Origin of the sequence: Actinoplanes xinjiangensis (genome assembly GCF_003148685.1) — a bacterium.
Taxonomy (GTDB): domain Bacteria; phylum Actinomycetota; class Actinomycetes; order Mycobacteriales; family Micromonosporaceae; genus Actinoplanes; species Actinoplanes xinjiangensis.
Map to the genome: position 1 here is coordinate 1 of NZ_QGGR01000058.1, position 16,735 is coordinate 16,735.

General features: G+C 69.9%; 17 protein-coding genes. 9 read left to right on the top strand and 8 right to left on the bottom strand.

Annotated elements, in window-relative coordinates:
- The first annotated feature begins 137 nt into the window (after positions 1-137).
- Both valS and BC793_RS47875 read left to right on the top strand, forming a co-directional pair.
- Entirely contained in the window at positions 138-2,675 is a 2,538-nt protein-coding gene (gene valS / locus BC793_RS47870; protein WP_109603310.1) for a valine--tRNA ligase, read from the top strand.
- A 23-nt stretch (positions 2,676-2,698) separates the two neighbouring features.
- Complete coding sequence (locus BC793_RS47875; RefSeq protein WP_109603311.1) at positions 2,699-3,238, top strand: hypothetical protein; 540 nt, start codon at positions 2,699-2,701, stop codon at positions 3,236-3,238.
- A gap of 155 nt (positions 3,239-3,393) precedes the next feature.
- Here the strand turns inward: BC793_RS47875 and BC793_RS47880 are convergent, their stop codons facing one another.
- Entirely contained in the window at positions 3,394-4,179 is a 786-nt protein-coding gene (locus BC793_RS47880; RefSeq protein WP_109603312.1) for a hypothetical protein, read from the bottom strand.
- 54 nt (positions 4,180-4,233) lie between these two features.
- Here BC793_RS47880 and rmuC point away from each other — a divergent pair, with 54 nt between their 5' ends.
- The gene (rmuC, locus tag BC793_RS47885) at positions 4,234-5,367 is read left to right on the top strand and encodes a DNA recombination protein RmuC (RefSeq protein ID WP_109603324.1); all 1,134 of its coding nucleotides are present in this window, start codon (positions 4,234-4,236) and stop codon (positions 5,365-5,367) included.
- Here the strand turns inward: rmuC and BC793_RS47890 are convergent.
- Positions 5,360-6,379 (bottom strand): 4-hydroxy-3-methylbut-2-enyl diphosphate reductase, encoded by a 1,020-nt coding sequence (locus BC793_RS47890; RefSeq protein ID WP_109603325.1) that lies wholly within the window; start codon positions 6,377-6,379, stop codon positions 5,360-5,362. The genes rmuC and BC793_RS47890 overlap by 8 nt on opposite strands.
- Positions 6,380-6,409: 30 nt before the next feature.
- Between BC793_RS47890 and BC793_RS47895 the strand changes: the two genes are divergently transcribed.
- Genes BC793_RS47895 through BC793_RS47910 form a run of 4 tightly spaced genes read left to right on the top strand, consistent with a single transcriptional unit; the run spans position 6,410 to position 8,871 of the window.
- Positions 6,410-6,901 carry a hypothetical protein gene (locus BC793_RS47895; RefSeq protein WP_146246805.1) on the top strand — a complete coding sequence of 164 codons (492 nt, stop codon included), beginning with the start codon at positions 6,410-6,412 and terminating at the stop codon, positions 6,899-6,901.
- Positions 6,902-6,910: 9 nt separating this feature from the next.
- Positions 6,911-7,432, top strand: a complete 522-nt coding sequence (locus tag BC793_RS47900) for a hypothetical protein (protein WP_109603314.1) — start codon at positions 6,911-6,913, stop codon at positions 7,430-7,432.
- 9 nt (positions 7,433-7,441) lie between these two features.
- Positions 7,442-8,668 (top strand): exodeoxyribonuclease VII large subunit, encoded by a 1,227-nt coding sequence (gene xseA, locus BC793_RS47905; protein WP_109603315.1) that lies wholly within the window; start codon positions 7,442-7,444, stop codon positions 8,666-8,668.
- Positions 8,668-8,871 carry an exodeoxyribonuclease VII small subunit gene (locus BC793_RS47910; protein ID WP_109603316.1) on the top strand — a complete coding sequence of 68 codons (204 nt, stop codon included), beginning with the start codon at positions 8,668-8,670 and terminating at the stop codon, positions 8,869-8,871. The genes xseA and BC793_RS47910 overlap by 1 nt, the downstream gene beginning before the upstream one ends.
- On the opposite strand, the gene BC793_RS47915 is transcribed toward BC793_RS47910, so the two are convergent.
- Positions 8,868-9,509 carry a DUF4245 domain-containing protein gene (locus BC793_RS47915; protein ID WP_239170507.1) on the bottom strand — a complete coding sequence of 214 codons (642 nt, stop codon included), beginning with the start codon at positions 9,507-9,509 and terminating at the stop codon, positions 8,868-8,870. The two genes, BC793_RS47910 and BC793_RS47915, sit on opposite strands and share 4 nt — an antisense overlap.
- Positions 9,510-9,609: 100 nt before the next feature.
- On the opposite strand from BC793_RS47915, the gene glpX reads away from it, so the two are divergent.
- Complete coding sequence (gene glpX / locus BC793_RS47920; RefSeq protein WP_109603318.1) at positions 9,610-10,635, top strand: class II fructose-bisphosphatase; 1,026 nt, start codon at positions 9,610-9,612, stop codon at positions 10,633-10,635.
- Positions 10,636-10,868: 233 nt separating this feature from the next.
- On the opposite strand, the gene BC793_RS47925 is transcribed toward glpX, so the two are convergent.
- The 4 genes from BC793_RS47925 to phoH2 all read right to left on the bottom strand — a co-directional run bounded on the left by BC793_RS47925 (position 10,869) and on the right by phoH2 (position 14,682).
- Positions 10,869-11,486, bottom strand: coding sequence for a rhomboid family intramembrane serine protease (locus BC793_RS47925; RefSeq protein ID WP_109603319.1), 618 nt, complete (start codon positions 11,484-11,486; stop codon positions 10,869-10,871).
- Between the two features lie 44 nt (positions 11,487-11,530).
- Positions 11,531-12,220, bottom strand: coding sequence for a serine protease (locus BC793_RS47930; RefSeq protein ID WP_239170508.1), 690 nt, complete (start codon positions 12,218-12,220; stop codon positions 11,531-11,533).
- 152 nt (positions 12,221-12,372) lie between these two features.
- Positions 12,373-13,071 carry an aggregation-promoting factor C-terminal-like domain-containing protein gene (locus BC793_RS47935; protein ID WP_203896519.1) on the bottom strand — a complete coding sequence of 233 codons (699 nt, stop codon included), beginning with the start codon at positions 13,069-13,071 and terminating at the stop codon, positions 12,373-12,375.
- A 198-nt stretch (positions 13,072-13,269) separates the two neighbouring features.
- On the bottom strand, positions 13,270-14,682 hold the full coding sequence (gene phoH2 / locus BC793_RS47940; RefSeq protein WP_109603322.1) for an RNA 5'-3' helicase PhoH2: 1,413 nt from the start codon (positions 14,680-14,682) through the stop codon (positions 13,270-13,272).
- 276 nt (positions 14,683-14,958) lie between these two features.
- On the opposite strand from phoH2, the gene otsB reads away from it, so the two are divergent.
- Positions 14,959-15,765: a trehalose-phosphatase gene (gene otsB / locus BC793_RS47945; RefSeq protein ID WP_239170509.1), complete on the top strand. Its 807-nt coding sequence runs from the start codon at positions 14,959-14,961 to the stop codon at positions 15,763-15,765.
- Positions 15,766-15,905: 140 nt separating this feature from the next.
- On the opposite strand, the gene BC793_RS47950 is transcribed toward otsB, so the two are convergent.
- Positions 15,906-16,735, bottom strand: an 830-nt coding sequence (locus BC793_RS47950; RefSeq protein ID WP_249037427.1) for an IS630 family transposase, incomplete at its 5' end; no start/stop codon positions are given.

Here is a 16,735-nt window from a genome sequence, read left to right on the forward strand (position 1 = left end):
CCGATATCGCCGCCGACGCCAGGAACAAGCTCGAGCCTGTCACTACCGCAAACGACTCGAACCGCCGTAAGCAACGACATCGGGTTGCAGTACTAATCGCATGGCGACGCAATGGTGGCGGTCCTACGCTGACCGGCATGACTGATACGGGAACCGGGCGTCACGGTCTCCCCGAGCGGCCGTCGCTGGACGGGCTCGAGGAGAAGTGGGCGCCGCGCTGGCAGGAGGAGGGCACGTACGCGTTCGACCGTTCCAAGGAGCGGGCCGACGTGTATGCGATCGACACACCGCCGCCGACCGTATCGGGTTCGTTGCACATCGGGCACGTCTTCTCGTACACGCACACCGACACGGTCGCGCGGTTTCAGCGGATGCGCGGCAAGGCCGTCTTCTATCCGATGGGATTCGACGACAACGGGCTGCCCACCGAGCGCCGGGTGCAGAATCTGTTCGGTGTCCGGTGTGACCCGTCGCTGCCGTATGACCCGTCGTGGGAGCCGCCGGCGAAGGCGCCGAAGGATGCCGTCTCGATCTCGCGGCGCAACTTCGTCGAGTTGTGTGGTCGGCTGACCGTCGAGGACGAGAAGGGTTTCGAGGCGCTGTGGCGGCGGCTCGGGTTGTCGGTCGACTGGGGTCTGACCTATACGACGATCGGGGAGAAGGCGCGGGCGGTCTCGCAGCGGGCGTTCCTGGCGAATCTCGCGGCCGGTCAGGCGTATACGGCGGAGGCGCCGACGCTGTGGGACATCGGGTTCCGGACGGCTGTCGCGCAGGCGGAGCTGGAGGATCGGGAGCGGCCGGGGGCGTATCACCGGTTGCGGTTCCACGGGCCGGAGGGGCCGGTCGAGATCGACACGACGCGGCCGGAGCTGCTGCCGGCGTGTGTCGCGCTGGTTCACCATCCGGGTGATCCCCGCTTCGCGGGTCTCACGTCGGTTCGCACACCGTTCTTCGACGTCGAGGTCCCGGTCCGGGCGCATCCGCTCGCGGCAGCCGACAAGGGTACGGGCATCGCGATGGTCTGCACGTTCGGTGATCTGGCCGATGTCACGTGGTGGCGGGATCTGGCCCTGGAGACGCGGGTCGTGCTGGGCCGCGACGGCCGGTTCCTGCCGGATGCCCCGGCGGGTGTTCCGGTCGCCGCCTATCAGGGGCTGGCCGGGTTGACGGTCAATGCGGCTCGCGCCGAGATGGTCCGGGTTCTGCGGGAGTCCGGTGATCTGCTCGGGGAGCCGTCGCCGATCACGCATCCGGTCAAGTTCTACGAGCGTGGTGACCGGCCGTTGGAGATCGTGACGAGCCGGCAGTGGTTCATCCGTAACGGCGGGCGTGATCCGCGGTTGCGGGAGGAACTGCTGGAGCGGGGCCGTGAGCTGCGCTGGGTTCCGGAGAGTATGCGTCACCGCTACGAGCATTGGGTCGGTGGTCTGACGGGGGACTGGCTGGTGAGCCGGCAGCGGTTCTTCGGTGTCGCGATCCCGGTGTGGTATCCGCTGGACGCGAACGGGGAGCCCGACTACGAACGGCCGCTTCTGCCGGATGATGCGGCGTTGCCGGTCGATCCGTCGTCGGACTGTCCGCCGGGATGGTCGGCGGAGCAGCGGGATGTCCCGGGTGGTTTCACCGCGGATCCGGATGTCATGGACACGTGGGCGACGTCGTCGCTGAGCCCGCAGATCGTCACGGGCTGGAGCACCGACCCGGATCTGCATGCCCGGACCTATCCGATGGATCTGCGCCCGCAGGGTCAGGAGATCATCCGGACCTGGCTGTTCTCGTCGGTGTTGCGGGCCGGTCAGCTCACCGGTGGTCTGCCGTGGCGGCGTACGGTCCTGAACGGCTGGATCCTCGACCCGAACCACAAGAAGATCTCGAAGTCGCAGGGCAATGCGGTGGAGACTCCGATCCAACTGCTGGAGCAGTACGGGTCGGATGCGGTCCGGTATTGGGCGGCGTGTGGCCGTCCGGGGGCGGATCTGGCGTTCGAGCCGGCCCAGTTGAAGGTCGGGCGGCGGCTGGCGATGAAGCTGTTGAACGCGTCGAGGTTCGCGTTGGGCCTGGGTGCGGCGGACGCGCTGCGGCAGCCGGTCACGGAGCCGTTGGACCGGGCGATGCTGGGTCGTCTGGCGGAGATGGTCGTCACGGCGACGGCCGCGTTCGACGACTATCAGCACACTGATGCGTTGCAGGCGACGGAGACGTTCTTCTGGACGTTCTGTGACGACTACATCGAGCTGGTCAAGAACCGGGCGTACGCGGAGGGGCCGGGCGGCGATTCGGCTCGGGCGGCGCTGGCTACCGGGTTGTCGGTGCTGGTGCGGTTGTTCGCGCCGTTCCTGCCGTTCGTGACCGAGGAGATCTGGTCGTGGTGGCGGTACGGGTCGGTGCACCGGTCGACGTGGCCGACGCGGTACGAGTTGTCCCGGGTGGCTCCGGAGAGTGATCCGTCGCTGCTCGATCTGGCCGGTGAGGCGCTGCGGCAGGTCCGCCGGGCCAAGTCGGACCGGAAGTTGTCGATGAAGACGGACGTTCCGCTGGCCGAGGCGCTGGGGCCGGCCGATCTGCTGGATCGGTTGGAGTCGATCGACGGTGATTTCCGGGCCGCGGCGCGGATCGGCAAGCTGGATCTGCTTCGGGACCGCACCCCAGAGCTGGTGATCGCCTGCGCATTCTGAGCGGGGCGGCCACCATAGGAGGCATGTCGATCGCGCCTGAGGAGGTCCGGGCTCCGGCCCGGGACGCGATGTTGTTCCGGTCGTCGCCGGCCCGGACCTTCGTCATGGTGTTCGCGGTGCTGATGGTCACCTACCTGGCGGTCTCCCCGATCGTGGGGTGGATCGCGGGGGACAGTGGGGACCCGTGGTGGGTGACGGCGGTGCAGGCGGTGCTTGTCGGCGCGGCGGTGGCCGGTGCGTATGCGGTGTCGGCGCGGGCGGCTCTGCCGACGTGGGTGCGGGTGTCGTCGGGTGGGCTGGAGCTGGCCGCGCAGGGTTCCGATCCGGTTCTGCTGGACTGGGCGGACATCGCGGCGGTGGTGATCCGGCGGGACGGGCTGCGGATGGTTCTCGACGTGGTTCCGGCGGATCTGGACAGTGTGCATCCGGTGCAGGAGGGCGACAGTGGCGGGCCGGCGTTGGCGGATACGCCGCGGGGGCCGGCGTTCACCGCTGACCTGACGCAGATCTGGCCGAGCCCGCGGGCGTTGCGCCGCGCGATCGACCGCCAGATGAGCCGCTAGAGGACCGCACTGCCCGCTGCCAGCTGCGCGCACTGCCGACTACCCGCACTGCCAGCTGCCCGCACTGCGGCTACCCGCACTTGCCAGCTGCCGGCTGCCGGCTGCCGGCTGCCAGCTGCGACACTCGAACGCTGCGAAAGTGGGCGAAGGCGGCGCTAGAAGTCGAAGCCGCCGCCACCGCCGAAGTCACCGAAGCCCCTGCCGAAGTCACCGCCGGTGAGGTCTCCGCCGCCGATGTCGCCTCCGCTGAAGTCGCCGGCGGCCATGTCTCCGCCCGCGAAGTCGCCGGCCGCCATGTCTCCGGCCGCGAAGTCGCCGCCGAAGTCGCCGAAGTCGCCGAATTCCGGGGACAGGAGAGCGTCGAAGATGAGCATGCCGCCGAGGACTCCGGCGCCCGCGCCGAGAGCGGTCCGCCAGACCGGCGTCGAATACCAGCCGGACGGGACGGGACGGCCTTCGACCCGGCCGCCCGGGTAGTAGTAGGGGGTGTCCGCGCCCGGGCGGGGGCCGGCCTTGTAGGAGTGGCCCTGCACGGTCACTTCACGCTCGTGGGTGATCTGGCCGGTGTTGTGGGCGGAGCTGAGTGGCGGCAGGTCCGGTCCCGGGTCGAGGCCCATGGCCACGCGTGCGGCGCGTGCGTAGGTGAGGCCTTCCAGCGCCGACTCGCGGGCGAGCTGGAACTGGCGTACCGAATTGGCGGTCTGCAGTTGGCCGCCGGCCGCGTTGTAGCGTTCGCCCGCGTCGGCGAGCGCCTGCCGTGCCGCCGGGTCGTCGGAGGTGAGGTTCATGACCTGGCCGCCGAGCCGCTCATACCACCTCTGGGCGTCGGCTCGGGCGTCGTCGAGCTCGGTCTGGCGGCGGGCTCTGCCGCCTCGCTGGGTGGCGGCGATGACCAGGCCGGCGAGCAGCACGATGAGCAGGATCAGCAACACGCCTTTCATGTTTCCCACGGTACCCCCGCGTGTCGCGGGCGGGCTGTCTGGCAATCTGCGGTGGTGACGTTCTCGACACTGGCCGTGATTCTTCTCTGCCTGGCGGCCGGCGCGGCGGTCGGCTGGCTGGCCGCGCGGGCCCGTGCGGCGACCGACATCGCCCGGCTGGAGGCGACCGTGGAGGCTGCCCGGGACGGTGAACAGCGGCTGGAGCAGTCGCTGCGGGCGCTGTCCTATGAGGCGACCGCGCAGTCGCAGGAGGCGGTGGCGCGGGCGGTGGCGCCGTTGCACGACACCCTGCGGCGGTACGAGGATCGGGTCGCCCAGTTGGAGCACGACCGGATCGACGCGTATGCGGAGTTGCGGGAGCAGGTCCGGGCGATGGGCGCGGTGTCGGGTGAGTTGCGTACCGAGACACGACAGTTGGTGGCGGCGTTGCGGGCGCCGCAGGTGCGGGGCCGGTGGGGTGAGCACCAGTTGCGGCGGATCGTGGAGGCCGCCGGGCTGCTGGAGCACTGTGACTTCGCCGAGCAGGTGACGGCGTCGACCGACGATTCGGGGGTGCGGCCGGATCTGGTGGTGCGGCTGCATGGCGGCCGGACCGTGGTGGTGGATGCGAAGGCGCCGCTGGAGGGTTATCTGTCGGCGATGGAGGCCCGTGACGAGCACACCCGGGATGGGCATCTGGATCAGCATGCCCGGCATCTGCGGGCGCATGTGGATGCACTGTCGGCGAAGCGGTACTGGTCGGCGTTCGAGTCGACGCCGGACTTCGTGGTGCTGTTCGTGCCGGCGGATCCGTTCCTGGATGCGGCGTTGCAGCGGGATCCGACGCTGATGGAGCACGCGTTCCGGCGCAACATCGTGCTGGCGACGCCGGCGACGCTGATCGCGATGCTGCGGACGGTGGCGTATTCGTGGCGGCAGGAGGCGCTGACCCGGAACGCCGCGGCGGTGCACGGTCTGGCCCGGGAGTTGTACGGCCGGCTGTCCACGCTCGGTGACCATGTGGACAAGTTGGGTACGGCGCTGGGTGGGGCGGTGACCGCGTACAACCGGGCGGTGGGGTCGCTGGAGTCGCGGGTGCTGGTGAGCGCCCGCAAGCTGGCCGAGATGGGTGTCTCGGACGAGGAGCTGTTCCCGCCGGTGCAGGTCGAGACGGCTCCCCGTCAGCCGCAGGCGCCCGAGTTCAGCTAGCTTTCGCCGCGGCGGCCGCCTTCATGTCGCGGCGCAGCTCCTGGGGCAGCGAGAAGGTGAGGCGTTCCTCGGCGGTGGTGTACTCGGTGACCTCGCCGAAACCGCGTGACGCGAGGTGGCCGAGGACCTCCATGACGAGGTCTTCGGGGACGCTGGCGCCGGAGGAGACGCCGACGGTGGTGGCGCCGTCGAGCCACTCGTCCTGGATCTCGGAGGCGTAGTCGACGAGGTGGCCGGCCCGGGCGCCGGCGCCCAGGGCGACCTCGACGAGGCGGACCGAGTTCGAGGAGTTGGTGGAGCCGACGACGATGACCACGTCGCAGTCGGGTGCGATCTCCTTGATCACGTGCTGCCGGTTGGAGGTGGCGTAGCAGATGTCGTCGCTGGGCGGCGACTGGAGCAGCGGCAGCCGGGTCTTGAGGCGGGCCACGGTCTCCATCGTCTCGTCGACGGAGAGGGTGGTCTGGGACAGCCAGACGACTTTGGCGGGGTCGCGGACGACGACGTTGTCGACGTCGTCGGGGCCGTCGACGAGCTGGATGTGCGCGGGCGCCTCACCGGCGGTGCCGACGACCTCCTCGTGGCCCTCGTGGCCGATGAGCAGGATGTCGTAGTCCTCGGCGGCGAACCTCCGGGCCTCGTGGTGGACCTTCGTCACCAGGGGGCAGGTCGCGTCGATGGCCTTGAGGTTGCGCTCGCGGGCCTGCTCGTGGACCTCGGGCGCGACGCCGTGGGCGGAGAAGACGACGGTGGCGCCCTCGGGCACCTCGTAGTTCTCCTCGACGAAGATCGCGCCGCGGGCTTCGAGGGTGCTGACCACGTGCTTGTTGTGCACGATCTGCTTGCGCACGTAGACCGGGGCGCCGTAGAGCTTCAGCGCCTCCTCGACGGTCTGCACGGCGCGGTCGACACCGGCGCAGTAGCCACGCGGCTTGGCGAGCAACACCCGTTTACGAGCTTCAGTCACCCGGCCATGGTACGTGGCCGCCGGCCTCCCCGCCCATGGCGAGATGTGCGGCACAGCCGTGCATACTCCCCGGTCATGACGAGTCGCATCATTCGGTTGACGGTGGGTCAGCTGAGTCTCACCTTCGGCATGTTCTGGCTGGTCATGAGCTTGACGGTGGCGGTGGACCGGCATGTGTTCGCGGGTGCGGCGGTGGCCGGGGGCGGGCTGGTGCTGCTGTTGTGGCGGCGGATCCGGCTGCCCGTCCGGCCGGTGGTGACCGGTTCGGTGGTGTTCGGGGTGGCCGGGACGGTGGTGGGGCTGGTCGTGCGGACCGTCTCCACGGGTGGGATGTTCGGCTGGTCCGAGAGCCGGGGCTGGCCGTTCGGCTGGCTGAGCCGCGGCGGGCTGGCGGACACTCCGGACGGGGCGCACCGGCGGGCGATGGCCGGCGGATGGGGAACGGACCTGGCGCGTCTGGCTGCGGACGTGACCGTGTGGGCGTACGCGGGGCTGGTGTTGATCTGTCTGCTCGGTCTTGTCGTGCGGGCCCAAAAGGCACACAGGACCCCGGAACGGGCGGAATAATCCCTGTTCATGAGCATGGAGCAGTGGCCGTCGATTCCGGCCGTGCTCCGTGTGATGGCCGGGTGGTTCCTGCTCGGGATCGGCCTGCTGGACCTGGCGGTGGCGGCCGACGGCGGCCCGGCCGGAGGCTTTCTGGTCTTTCATCTGATGATCGCGGCCGGTGGGGTGCTGCTGCTGTTGCGGCGGCGGCCGGTGCCGGGCCGTGCCGGGTACGCGGTGGCGGCGGGCCTGGTCGCGGCGGCGATCGTGGCGACCACGCTGCCGGAGACGTCCGCCTGCTGCATGGAGGACTATCCGGGGCGGCACGGCTATCCGTTCCCGTTTCTGGGTGCCGGTGGCGGGCTGCACGTCGACCCGCTGTACCTGGCCGCGGACCTGATTTTCTGGGCGTGTGCGGGCCTGCTGGCGGTGGTCCTGCTGGCGCTGGTCGAGCGGGTGCTGCCGGAGCGGCGCACGCCGGTGGACCTGAGCCGGTACAACGCGTACGCCGAGCCGTCGGCGCGCGGCGAAAATGTCGGTGGGCTTACGTAATCTGGCCGGGTGAACGAGCCCGAGAGCGCGCCGCGCAGTTCCGCCGACGAGCCGTGGCCGGTCCGTGTGGTCAGTCAGAAGATCACCGCGTGGATCAGCCGGCTCGGCTGGGTCTGGGTCGACGGGCAGGTCGCGCAGATCAGCCGCCGTCCCGGTTCCAACGTGGTGTTCCTGACGCTGCGTGATCCGTCGGCCGATCTGAGCCTGACCGTCACGACCAGCCATGACGTGCTGCATGCCGGTGCGCCGGAGCTGGCCGAGGGCGCCCGGGTGACGTTGCACGCCAAGCCGGAGTTCTATCCCGGCCGCGGCACGTTGAGTCTGCGCGCCGACGAGATCCGCCAGGTCGGTATCGGTGAGTTGCTGGCCCGGCTGGAGAAATTGAAACGCCTGCTGGCCGCGGAGGGCCTGTTCGCCCGGGAGCGCAAGCGGCGGCTGCCGTTCCTGCCCGGCCGGATCGGCCTGATCACCGGGCGGGCCAGTGCGGCCGAGCGTGACGTGCTGATGAACACGCGGCGCCGCTGGCCGTCGGTGGACTTCCGGGTGATCAACGTGCCGGTGCAGGGCCCGACCGCGGTGGCGCAGATCATCGACGGGCTGAAAGTGCTCGACGGCGACGACACGGTCGACGTGATCGTGATCGCCCGGGGTGGCGGGAGTGTGGAGGATCTGCTGCCGTTCTCCGACGAGGCGCTGTGCCGGGCGGTGTTCGCCGCCCGGACTCCGGTGGTCAGCGCGATCGGTCACGAGACGGACGCGCCGCTGCTCGACTACGTCGCCGACGTGCGCGCGTCGACGCCGACCGACGCGGCCAAGCGGATCGTGCCGGACCTGGCCGACGAGCAGCGGCTGATCGCGCAGGCGCGGGGCCGGCTGGACCGGGCGGTGCTCGGCCTGATCGACCGGGAGCGGCATCGGATCGACGCGTGGCGGTCCCGGCCGGTGCTGGCCCGGCCGGAGGCGCTGATCGATCAGCGGGGTGCCGAGGTCACGGCGTTGCGGGACCGGGCCGGCCGCAGTCTGGAGCATCGGGTCCGCCGGGCCGACGACGCGCTGGAGCACACGGTGGCCCGGCTGCGGGCGCTGTCGCCGGCCAAGACGCTGGAGCGTGGTTACGCGATCGTGCAACGCCCCGACGGTCAGGTGGTCCGCGCCGCGGACGAAGTGGCCGCGGACGACATTCTTCGGGTCCGGCTCGCCGAGGGCGAGCTGCGAGCAGCGGTATTGGAGAGCTGATGAGCGACGAGAAACTGTCCTACGAGCAGGCCCGCACCGAGCTGGCGTCGGTGGTGGAGCGGCTGGAGCAGGGCGGCGGCACCCTGGAGGAGTCGCTGGGCCTGTGGGAGCGCGGCGAGAAACTGGCCGATGTCTGCCACCGCTGGCTGGACGGGGCCCGGGAGCGGATCGAGGCGGCCCGGGCGGCGCGCGCCGAGGATTAGAGGGCGGCTGCCAACTTCTCCAGGTTCGTGGTGTCGGCGCTGTTGCCGATGATCACGATCGTCCGGGGCTGCTCGGTGAGGATCAGGGCGGTCTCGTTCTTCCGTCCGGTGTAACGCATCCAGGTGCGTTCACCGGTGCGGTAGGCGCCGGTCCGTTTCCCCTCGGCGCCGACCTCGGCCGGGACGAGCACGTCCGGCGCGATGGTGCTCTGGATCAGCAGGATCGGCTCGGCGTCGGGGTCGACGTAGCCCAGGCGCAGTGTCGCCCCGCCGTCCTCGCGGCGGAAGTTGGCCGAGGTGACGTGCCAGTCGTCGCCGAGGCCGGCCGGTCGGGCGACCGGGAACTCGCGGGTCGCGAGCTCGATCGACGAGGTGGGGTCCACCGCGATCGGCTGGTCGCCGTCGAGGACGACCCGGTAGAAGGTGAGGAACAGCGCGATCGGCACGAGCAGGACCAGCAGCGACATGATCATGTCGCGCGGGCGGCGCTCCTCCCTGGCGGACAGGCGGGCGGCGGGCGGTTCGGCGGCGGGCACCGGCGAATCGGCGGCGGAGGCCGACGGTGAGGCGGCGGCCGGCGCCGTCGGTGAGACGGCGGGCGCCGGCGGTTCGGCGGCGGGCGTGACGGCGGGTTCCACGAACCCCATTGTTAACCACGTCGCTGAAACGGGACTTGGCACGTCCTCGGATGCCAGGATCGGAGGCGTCACTGCCCCGCAACGTCGCGAGGAGGCCGCCGTGCCCGCCCGAGTCCCTCAGGATCTCGACCGCAACATCGCCCTCGACCTCGTCCGCGTGACCGAGGCCGCCGCCATGGCGGCCGGTCGCTGGGTCGGCCGAGGCGACAAGAACGGCGGTGACGGTGCCGCCGTCGACGCCATGCGCAAACTCATCAACTCGATCCAGATGCGCGGCGTCGTCGTCATCGGTGAGGGTGAGAAAGACGAAGCACCGATGCTCTTCAACGGCGAACGGGTCGGCGACGGCACCGGCCCGGAGGTGGACGTCGCGGTCGACCCGATCGACGGCACCACGCTGATGAGCAAGGGCATGCCCGGTGCGATCGCGGTCCTCGCGGTCGCCGAGCGGGGTGCCATGTTCGACCCGAGTGCGGTCTTCTACATGGACAAGATCGCGGTCGGCCCGGACTGCGCCGACGTCGTCGACATCGACGCCGGGGTGAAGGAGAATCTGCGGCGCATCGCCAAGGCGAAGCGGTCCAGCGTGTCCGACGTCACGGTGTGCATTCTGGACCGTCCGCGGCACGCGAAGCTGGTCGAGGAGGTGCGGCATGCCGGCGCCAACATCAAGTTCATCTCCGACGGGGACATCGCCGGTGCCATCTCGGCGGCCCGTCTGGAGTCCGACGTCGATGTGCTGATGGGGATCGGCGGCACACCCGAGGGCATCACCGCGGCGTGTGCCCTGAAATGTCTCGGCGGCACGATTCAGGCGAAACTGTGGCCGCTCGACGACGCCGAGCGGGAGAAGGCGATCGGTGGCGGCCACGACCTCGATCGGGTCCTCTCCACCGACGACCTGGTCACCGGCGACAACTGCTTCTTCGTCGCCACCGGTGTGACCAGCGGTGACCTGCTGAAGGGGGTGCGTTACCGGTCGGGTGGGGCGCACACCCAGTCGATCGTGATGCGGTCCAAGAGCGGCACGATCCGGGTCATCGACTCGTACCACCGTCTGGAGAAGTTGGCCCTCTACTCGGCTGTCGATTTCGACGGGCACCTGCCGACGGTTCCGCATTCCTGACCGATTCCGGTCAAGGTCTTGATCCGGTACGGCGTGGTTCGCCCCGCCGTACCGGCACCGTCCCGTGGCCTCCCGCGCGACGTCCGCGATGGCGGGGATCAAGCGCAGCCGGGCCGCCGGGTCTGCGCGTCGCGCCCGATCAGCGGCGCCGGGTTTTCCGCGTCGCACCCGGTCAGCGGCGCGCGGTTTCCGCGTGGCGACCGGTCAGCGCCGGGTTTCCGCGTCGCGCCCGGTCAGCGGCGCCGGAAGATGAACGCCGCCACCACGCCGCCGAGCAGGCCCAGCAGATGCCCCTGCCAGGAGACGCGCTGATCGGTGGGAAGCACGTTGAACAGCTGGTACCAGTAGAGCAGCCCGATGAAGCCGGCGACCGCGAAGTGCCACCAGCTGCGTTCCACCAGCCCGCGGGTCAGCAGCAGCCCGAGATAGCCGAAGATGACGCCGCTGGCGCCGACGACCACGGTGTTCGGGTCGCCGATGAACCACACCCCGACACCGGCCACCGCCATGATCAGCGCAGTCGACCAGATGAACCGGCGTGCACCGCCGGCCAGGACGAACGTGCCGAGCAGGATGAGCGGGACCGCGTTGCCGTAGAGATGCCCCCACCCGTCGTGCAGCAACGGGCTGAACAGGATGCCGTCGATGCCCTGCATCGAGCGGGGAATGATGCCGCCGGCCAGGTCGAGGGTCCCCGGGCCGAGGGCGATGTCGATCACCTCGATCAGGAACAGGGCCGGGACCACGGCACACATCGTCACGAACGCGCGCCCCAGCGATGCGTAGAAAGCCTCGGTACCGAATCGTCCCGCCTCGTCCGAGCGTGCGGCGGCCGCCCATTCGTAGCCCATGACGTCGATGGTGGCAGGGCGGAGCCAGTGCGGCCAGTCGGGCGTCAGCTCAGTTTGCGGGCCGCGGCCTCGATGTCGGTACGGAACTTGGCGATCTGGGTGTAGACGCCGGAGTAGCCGTCGCGGGCGCAGCCGAGCCCCCAGCTGACGATGCCGACCTGCACCCACCGGCCGAGGCGGTCGCGGCGCACCATCGGCCCGCCGGAGTCGCCCTGGCAGGTGTCGACGCCGGGCCGGCCGGCGCAGATGGACTCGTCGCGGACCAGCTCCACGCCGGCCTTGCGGTAGGCCTTGGCGCACTCCTCGTCCGGGATCGTCGGCACGGTCGCGTAGTGCAGCCGCCGCTCCTGCTGTAGCGCCGTCTCCCGGGTCTGTCCCCAGCCCATCACCGTGAACCGGCCCTCGTCGACGTCGTCCGGGGTGATCGGGAGGGTGGGCAGTGTCAGTTCGCGGTCCAGTCGGACCACGGCCCAGTCGTCGCCGCTGGTCTCGGTGACGAAATCCGGGGAGCGGTAGACCTCCACCGACTTGACCGTGATCGCGGACCGGGACTGCAGGTCGGTGGCGCCGGCGGTCACGGTGATCCGGTTGTTGGGGCCGGTCGGGCCGACGCAGTGCCCGGCGGTGAGGACGACCCGGGGTGCGGTCAGGGCGCCGCCGCAGCCCATCGACAGCCGTACCGCCCAGGGGAACCTTCCGTTACCGGCGACCTTGCCGCCGACGACCTCGCGCACCGGTGGCCGCCCGAAATCCGCCCGAGCGGGCAGTTCCGTGCCTGAGAGAGCAACAGCCAGGAGGCACAATGCCACGTTCCGGACCATGTGGACATTTGATCACAGCAAAACGGGGCCGCGCGGAAACCCGCGCAGCCCCGTCGCCGGGTTCGTCAGTACCAGCCCACGTTCTGCGAGTGACTCCACGCGCCACACGGAGTGTCGTAGCGGCCCTTGATGTAGCCGAGACCCCACTCGATCTGGGTAGCCGGGTTCGTCTTCCAGTCCGAGCCGGCCGAGGCCATCTTGCTGCCCGGCAGGGACTGCGGAATCCCGTACGCCCCGGAGCTGCTGTTGAGGGCCTTGTAGTTCCAGCCGCTCTCCTTCTTCCACAGCTTGTCCAGGCACGGGAACTGGTTGAGCCCGAAGCCCTCCTCGAGCATGAGCGCGCAGCCGATCTTGCGGCTGCCGCTGTACTCGTTGCAGGACTCGGGGATCTCGCCGGTGTAGGCGACCGGGCCCGAGGCCTCCTCGGCCTTCTTCGCCTCTTCGGCCTCCTTGGCCTCTTTGGCTTCGATGACCTCTTTCTCCAGCTTCCGCGCCTTCGAGGCGGCGGACTGGACCTCGGTGGCGGCCTTCGCGGCGGCGGCCTCCTCGGCGACCACGCGGTGCGCGCGGGCGGCGGCGTGATCGGCCTGACGCGCCTTCAACAGCCGTACCTCGTCCTCGTTGGCCTGCAGGACGAGCTGCGCCTGCGCGCTCTGCTGCTGGACGTCCCGGTTCTGGCCCAGGTACACACCACCGGTGAGACCCAGAACGAGAAGACCGACCGAGGCCGCACGGACACCCATCCGGCTCCAGAGCCGCTTCACGAAGAATCCCTTCGTCGGGGGCAAGGAAGCGGCGCGTCGTCACCCCGGCTGGGGCGGATCACGCCGCATGTTGCTCGCCGAACACCATGGCGCAACGTGAAGTGGATGTGAAACGCCAGCGTGGCTAAGTGACTTTAGTCACACGACTTACCGGGTGAATCCGGCACGAAGTGGCCACGCTGGCGTTCTCACGATCGGCTACAGCGGGATTTCCTCCAGCAGGTCCGTCACCACCTCGGCAATCGGTGAACGCTCGGACCGCGTGAGGGTTACGTGCGCGAAGATCGGGTGACCCTTCAGCGCCTCGATCACCGCGGTGACGCCGTCGTGCCGGCCGACCCGCAGGTTGTCCCGCTGGGCGACGTCGTGGGTCAGCACGACCCGCGAGTTCTGCCCGATCCGGGACAGCACGGTCAGCAGCACGTTGCGTTCCAGCGACTGCGCCTCGTCGACGATCACGAAGGCGTCGTGCAGGCTCCGGCCCCGGATGTGGGTCAGCGGCAGCACCTCCAGCATGCCGCGGGCCAGCACCTCATCGAGCACGTTGGCGTGCACCACCGCGCCCAGGGTGTCGAAGACCGCCTGCGCCCAGGGCGACATCTTCTCCGACTCGCTGCCGGGCAGATAACCGAGTTCCTGGCCGCCGACCGCGTAGAGCGGACGGAACACCACCACCTTCTTGTGGCGGTTGCGCTCCATCGTCGCCTCCAGGCCCGCGCAGAGCGCCAGCGCCGACTTGCCGGTGCCGGCCCGGCCGCCCAGCGACACGATCCCGATCTGCTCGTCCAGCAGGATGTCCAGCGCCACCCGCTGCTCGGCCGACCGGCCCCGCAGCCCGAACGCGTCCCGGTCGCCGCGGACCAGCTTGATCGACTTGTCCGGGTTCACCCGGGCCAGCGCCGATCCGCGCGGCGAGTGGATCACCAGGCCGGTGTGGCACGGCAGGTTGTCCGACTCCTCCACCTCCAGCGCGTCACCGGCGTAGAGCGAGGCCACCTGCTCCTCGGAGAGTTCCAGGTCGGCCATGCCGGTCCAGGTCGGGTCGCTGGCCTGGCCGTGCCGGTACTCGTCGGCGGTGATACCGACCGCGGCGGCTTTCACGCGCAGCGGCATGTCCTTGCTGACCAGTGTCACCTCGCGGCCCTCGGCGGCGAGGCCCAGCGCCACCGACAGGATGCGGGTGTCGTTCGAGTCGTTGCGGAAACCCAGCGGGAGCACGCTCTGATCGGCGTGGTTCAGCTCGACCCGCAGCGTGCCGCCCTCGTCGTTGCAGAGCACCGGCTGGTCCAGGCGGCCGAACTTGATCCGCAGCTCGTCCAGCATCCGCAGCGACTGCCGGGCGAACCAGCCCAGCTCGGGGTGGTGACGTTTGCCCTCCAGCTCGGAGATGACCACGAGAGGCACGACCACCTCGTGGTCGGTGAACCGGCGGAATGCCGCCGGGTCGGACAGCAGGACCGAGGTGTCCAGGACGAAGACCCTGCCGGCCGGGGCGGGTTCCGCGTCGGCGTGCCGGTCCCGGGTCCTACGGCGACCCGTCGTGGCACGGCTGCTGGAGACTCTGTCGGCCGGGTTCTGGTCGACCCCGGCATCGGTACGGCGAGATGTCACAGGCCTGCTCCAGCGGGCGTGCAACCCGGTCCGCCCGCGGTCCGCCACCTACCGGTCGCCGGCCCTCTGCACGGGGTCGGATTGCGGTCCCCGTGGCGCAGTCGTCGCAGGTCCGGGCCGACCGGCTGGCCCGGGATGACCCCGTGCCATGACTCAAACGCTAGCGGTCAACTACGTCCCGCGGTAGTGCGCAAAATCGGGCACTGGAGGGTGACGCTCGCCTCCGTGCAAATCGGTGGGCTTAAAAGACGACCATCCGCGGGTAATCTGACTCCCGTGGCAGAGACAGTGCGTCCGATACACCCGCTGACCACCGACGAGGCGTGGGAGTTCACCGCTTCACGCGCCTCCGCGACCACGTTCTTCTTCGACTTCGACGGTGTCCTCTCCCCCGTCACCGACGACCCCGACGCCTCCCAGCCGGTGCCCGAAGTGCTCGGAGTCCTGGAGCGTCTGGCCGACGCGGTCGCCCGAGTGGCGATCGTCTCCGCCCGTCCGGTCAGTTTCCTGCGGTCCCGGTTCTCCAGCCTCGACAACGTCGACCTGCACGGCCTCTACGGCCTGGAGGTCTGGCACGACGGCCAGGTCGTCACCGAGCCCGCCGCCCTCGACTACGTGCCCGCCATGGCCGCTCTCGCCGATCAGGCCCGCACCGAGCTGCCCGCCGACATCCTCGTGGAGTACAAGAGGCTCTCCGTCGCCGTGCACTACCGCACCGCCCCCGACCACGGCCCCACCGTCGAGCGCTGGGCCCACGAGCAGGCCGAGCGCCTCGGTCTGCGCACCCAGCGCGGCCGCATGGTGGTCGAGCTCAAACCGCCGGTCGACCAGGACAAGGGCATGGTCATCACCGAGAGCGTCCGCAACGCCGGCTGCGCCTGGTATTTCGGGGACGACATGTCCGACATCAAGGCTTTCGACGCGCTGCGCGCCCGCGAGGCCGTCGACCCGGCCTTCTTCGGCATGGCCGTCGCCGTCGCCAACCCCGAGACCGGCGCCGAGGTCTCCAGCGCCGCCGACCTCACCCTCGAATCCCCCGACGCGGTGGCCGCCTTCCTCACCGAGGGCCTGCGCCGCTTCTAACCCCTATCCGGTACGAGCCAGGCCGCCCACCGAAACCACGCCCTCCCCGGGCTACCCCGCGACGCAGGCGCTCCCTCCCGGCCCCAGCGCGCCCGCCGGGCCGAATCCGCCCGTCCCGGTTCAAGCGCGCTAGCGCCTCGTCATGCGACCTTGAACGGGTAATCCGGGTGGCGGATCTTGGACTTGGTCGCGTATCCGGTTTTCGGGCGGGCGCGCTGGTTGTGCCAGCGGATGTAGTCACCGATCGCCGTGTCTTGCTCGGCGTGGGTGCGGTGGTCGGTGCCGTTGAGGGCGAAGTAACGCAGGGCGGCGAACTCGGCCTCGATCCAGTTCAGCCAGGAGCTGTAGGTCGGTAGGAAGACCAGTTCGACGTCGTTGGCCTGGCACCAGGCCCGGACGGCAGGGTGTTTGTGTGGGGAGAAGTTGTCCAGGATCAGATGGAGCGTCTGTCCTGGCCAGCGGCGTCGGAGGCTCTTGAGGAAGTCGAGGAACTCGGCCGAGCGTTTGCGGTCCCTAATCCGGTAGTGGATCTTCCCGGTGGTCAGGTCGAGGCTGGCGATCATGTGCCGGACACCGTGGTCACGGTGGTAGGTCGCCCGGAGCCGGACCGGCCGGCCTCGCGGTTTCCAGGCTCTACCCGGCCGGGGTTGCAGGTTCAGCGGTCCGAACTCGTCGACGCAGACGACCCGGCCACCAGCCGGTGGATGGTCGTAAAGATCGAGAATCGCTCGCATCTTCGCGGTGAAGTCGGGGTCGTTGCTGGCCTTCCACGTCTTCGACGCCTGCCAGGTGACACCGCGTTCGTGCAGGATCCGCCGGACGGTCTCGATGCTGATCGCGGCGACCCGGCCGCTGTCGATCAGGTAGTCACGCAGCTTGGACAGTGACCAGCAGGAGAACGGCCGGCCGAGGAATCGGGGGTCACACCGGGCGATCACGCAGATCCAGTCACGGCTCTGCTCACTGATCT

Excerpts from the sequence above, each read along its gene's own strand:
- valS (WP_109603310.1), top strand. The coding sequence starts at position 138 with ATGACTGATACGGGAACCGGGCGTCACGGTCTCCCCGAGCGGCCGTCG.
- BC793_RS47875 (WP_109603311.1), top strand. The coding sequence starts at position 2,699 with ATGTCGATCGCGCCTGAGGAGGTCCGGGCTCCGGCCCGGGACGCGATG.
- BC793_RS47880 (WP_109603312.1), bottom strand. The coding sequence starts at position 4,179 with ATGAAAGGCGTGTTGCTGATCCTGCTCATCGTGCTGCTCGCCGGCCTG.
- BC793_RS47895 (WP_146246805.1), top strand. The coding sequence starts at position 6,410 with ATGACGAGTCGCATCATTCGGTTGACGGTGGGTCAGCTGAGTCTCACC.
- BC793_RS47900 (WP_109603314.1), top strand. The coding sequence starts at position 6,911 with ATGAGCATGGAGCAGTGGCCGTCGATTCCGGCCGTGCTCCGTGTGATG.
- BC793_RS47910 (WP_109603316.1), top strand. The coding sequence starts at position 8,668 with ATGAGCGACGAGAAACTGTCCTACGAGCAGGCCCGCACCGAGCTGGCG.
- BC793_RS47925 (WP_109603319.1), bottom strand. The coding sequence starts at position 11,486 with ATGGGCTACGAATGGGCGGCCGCCGCACGCTCGGACGAGGCGGGACGA.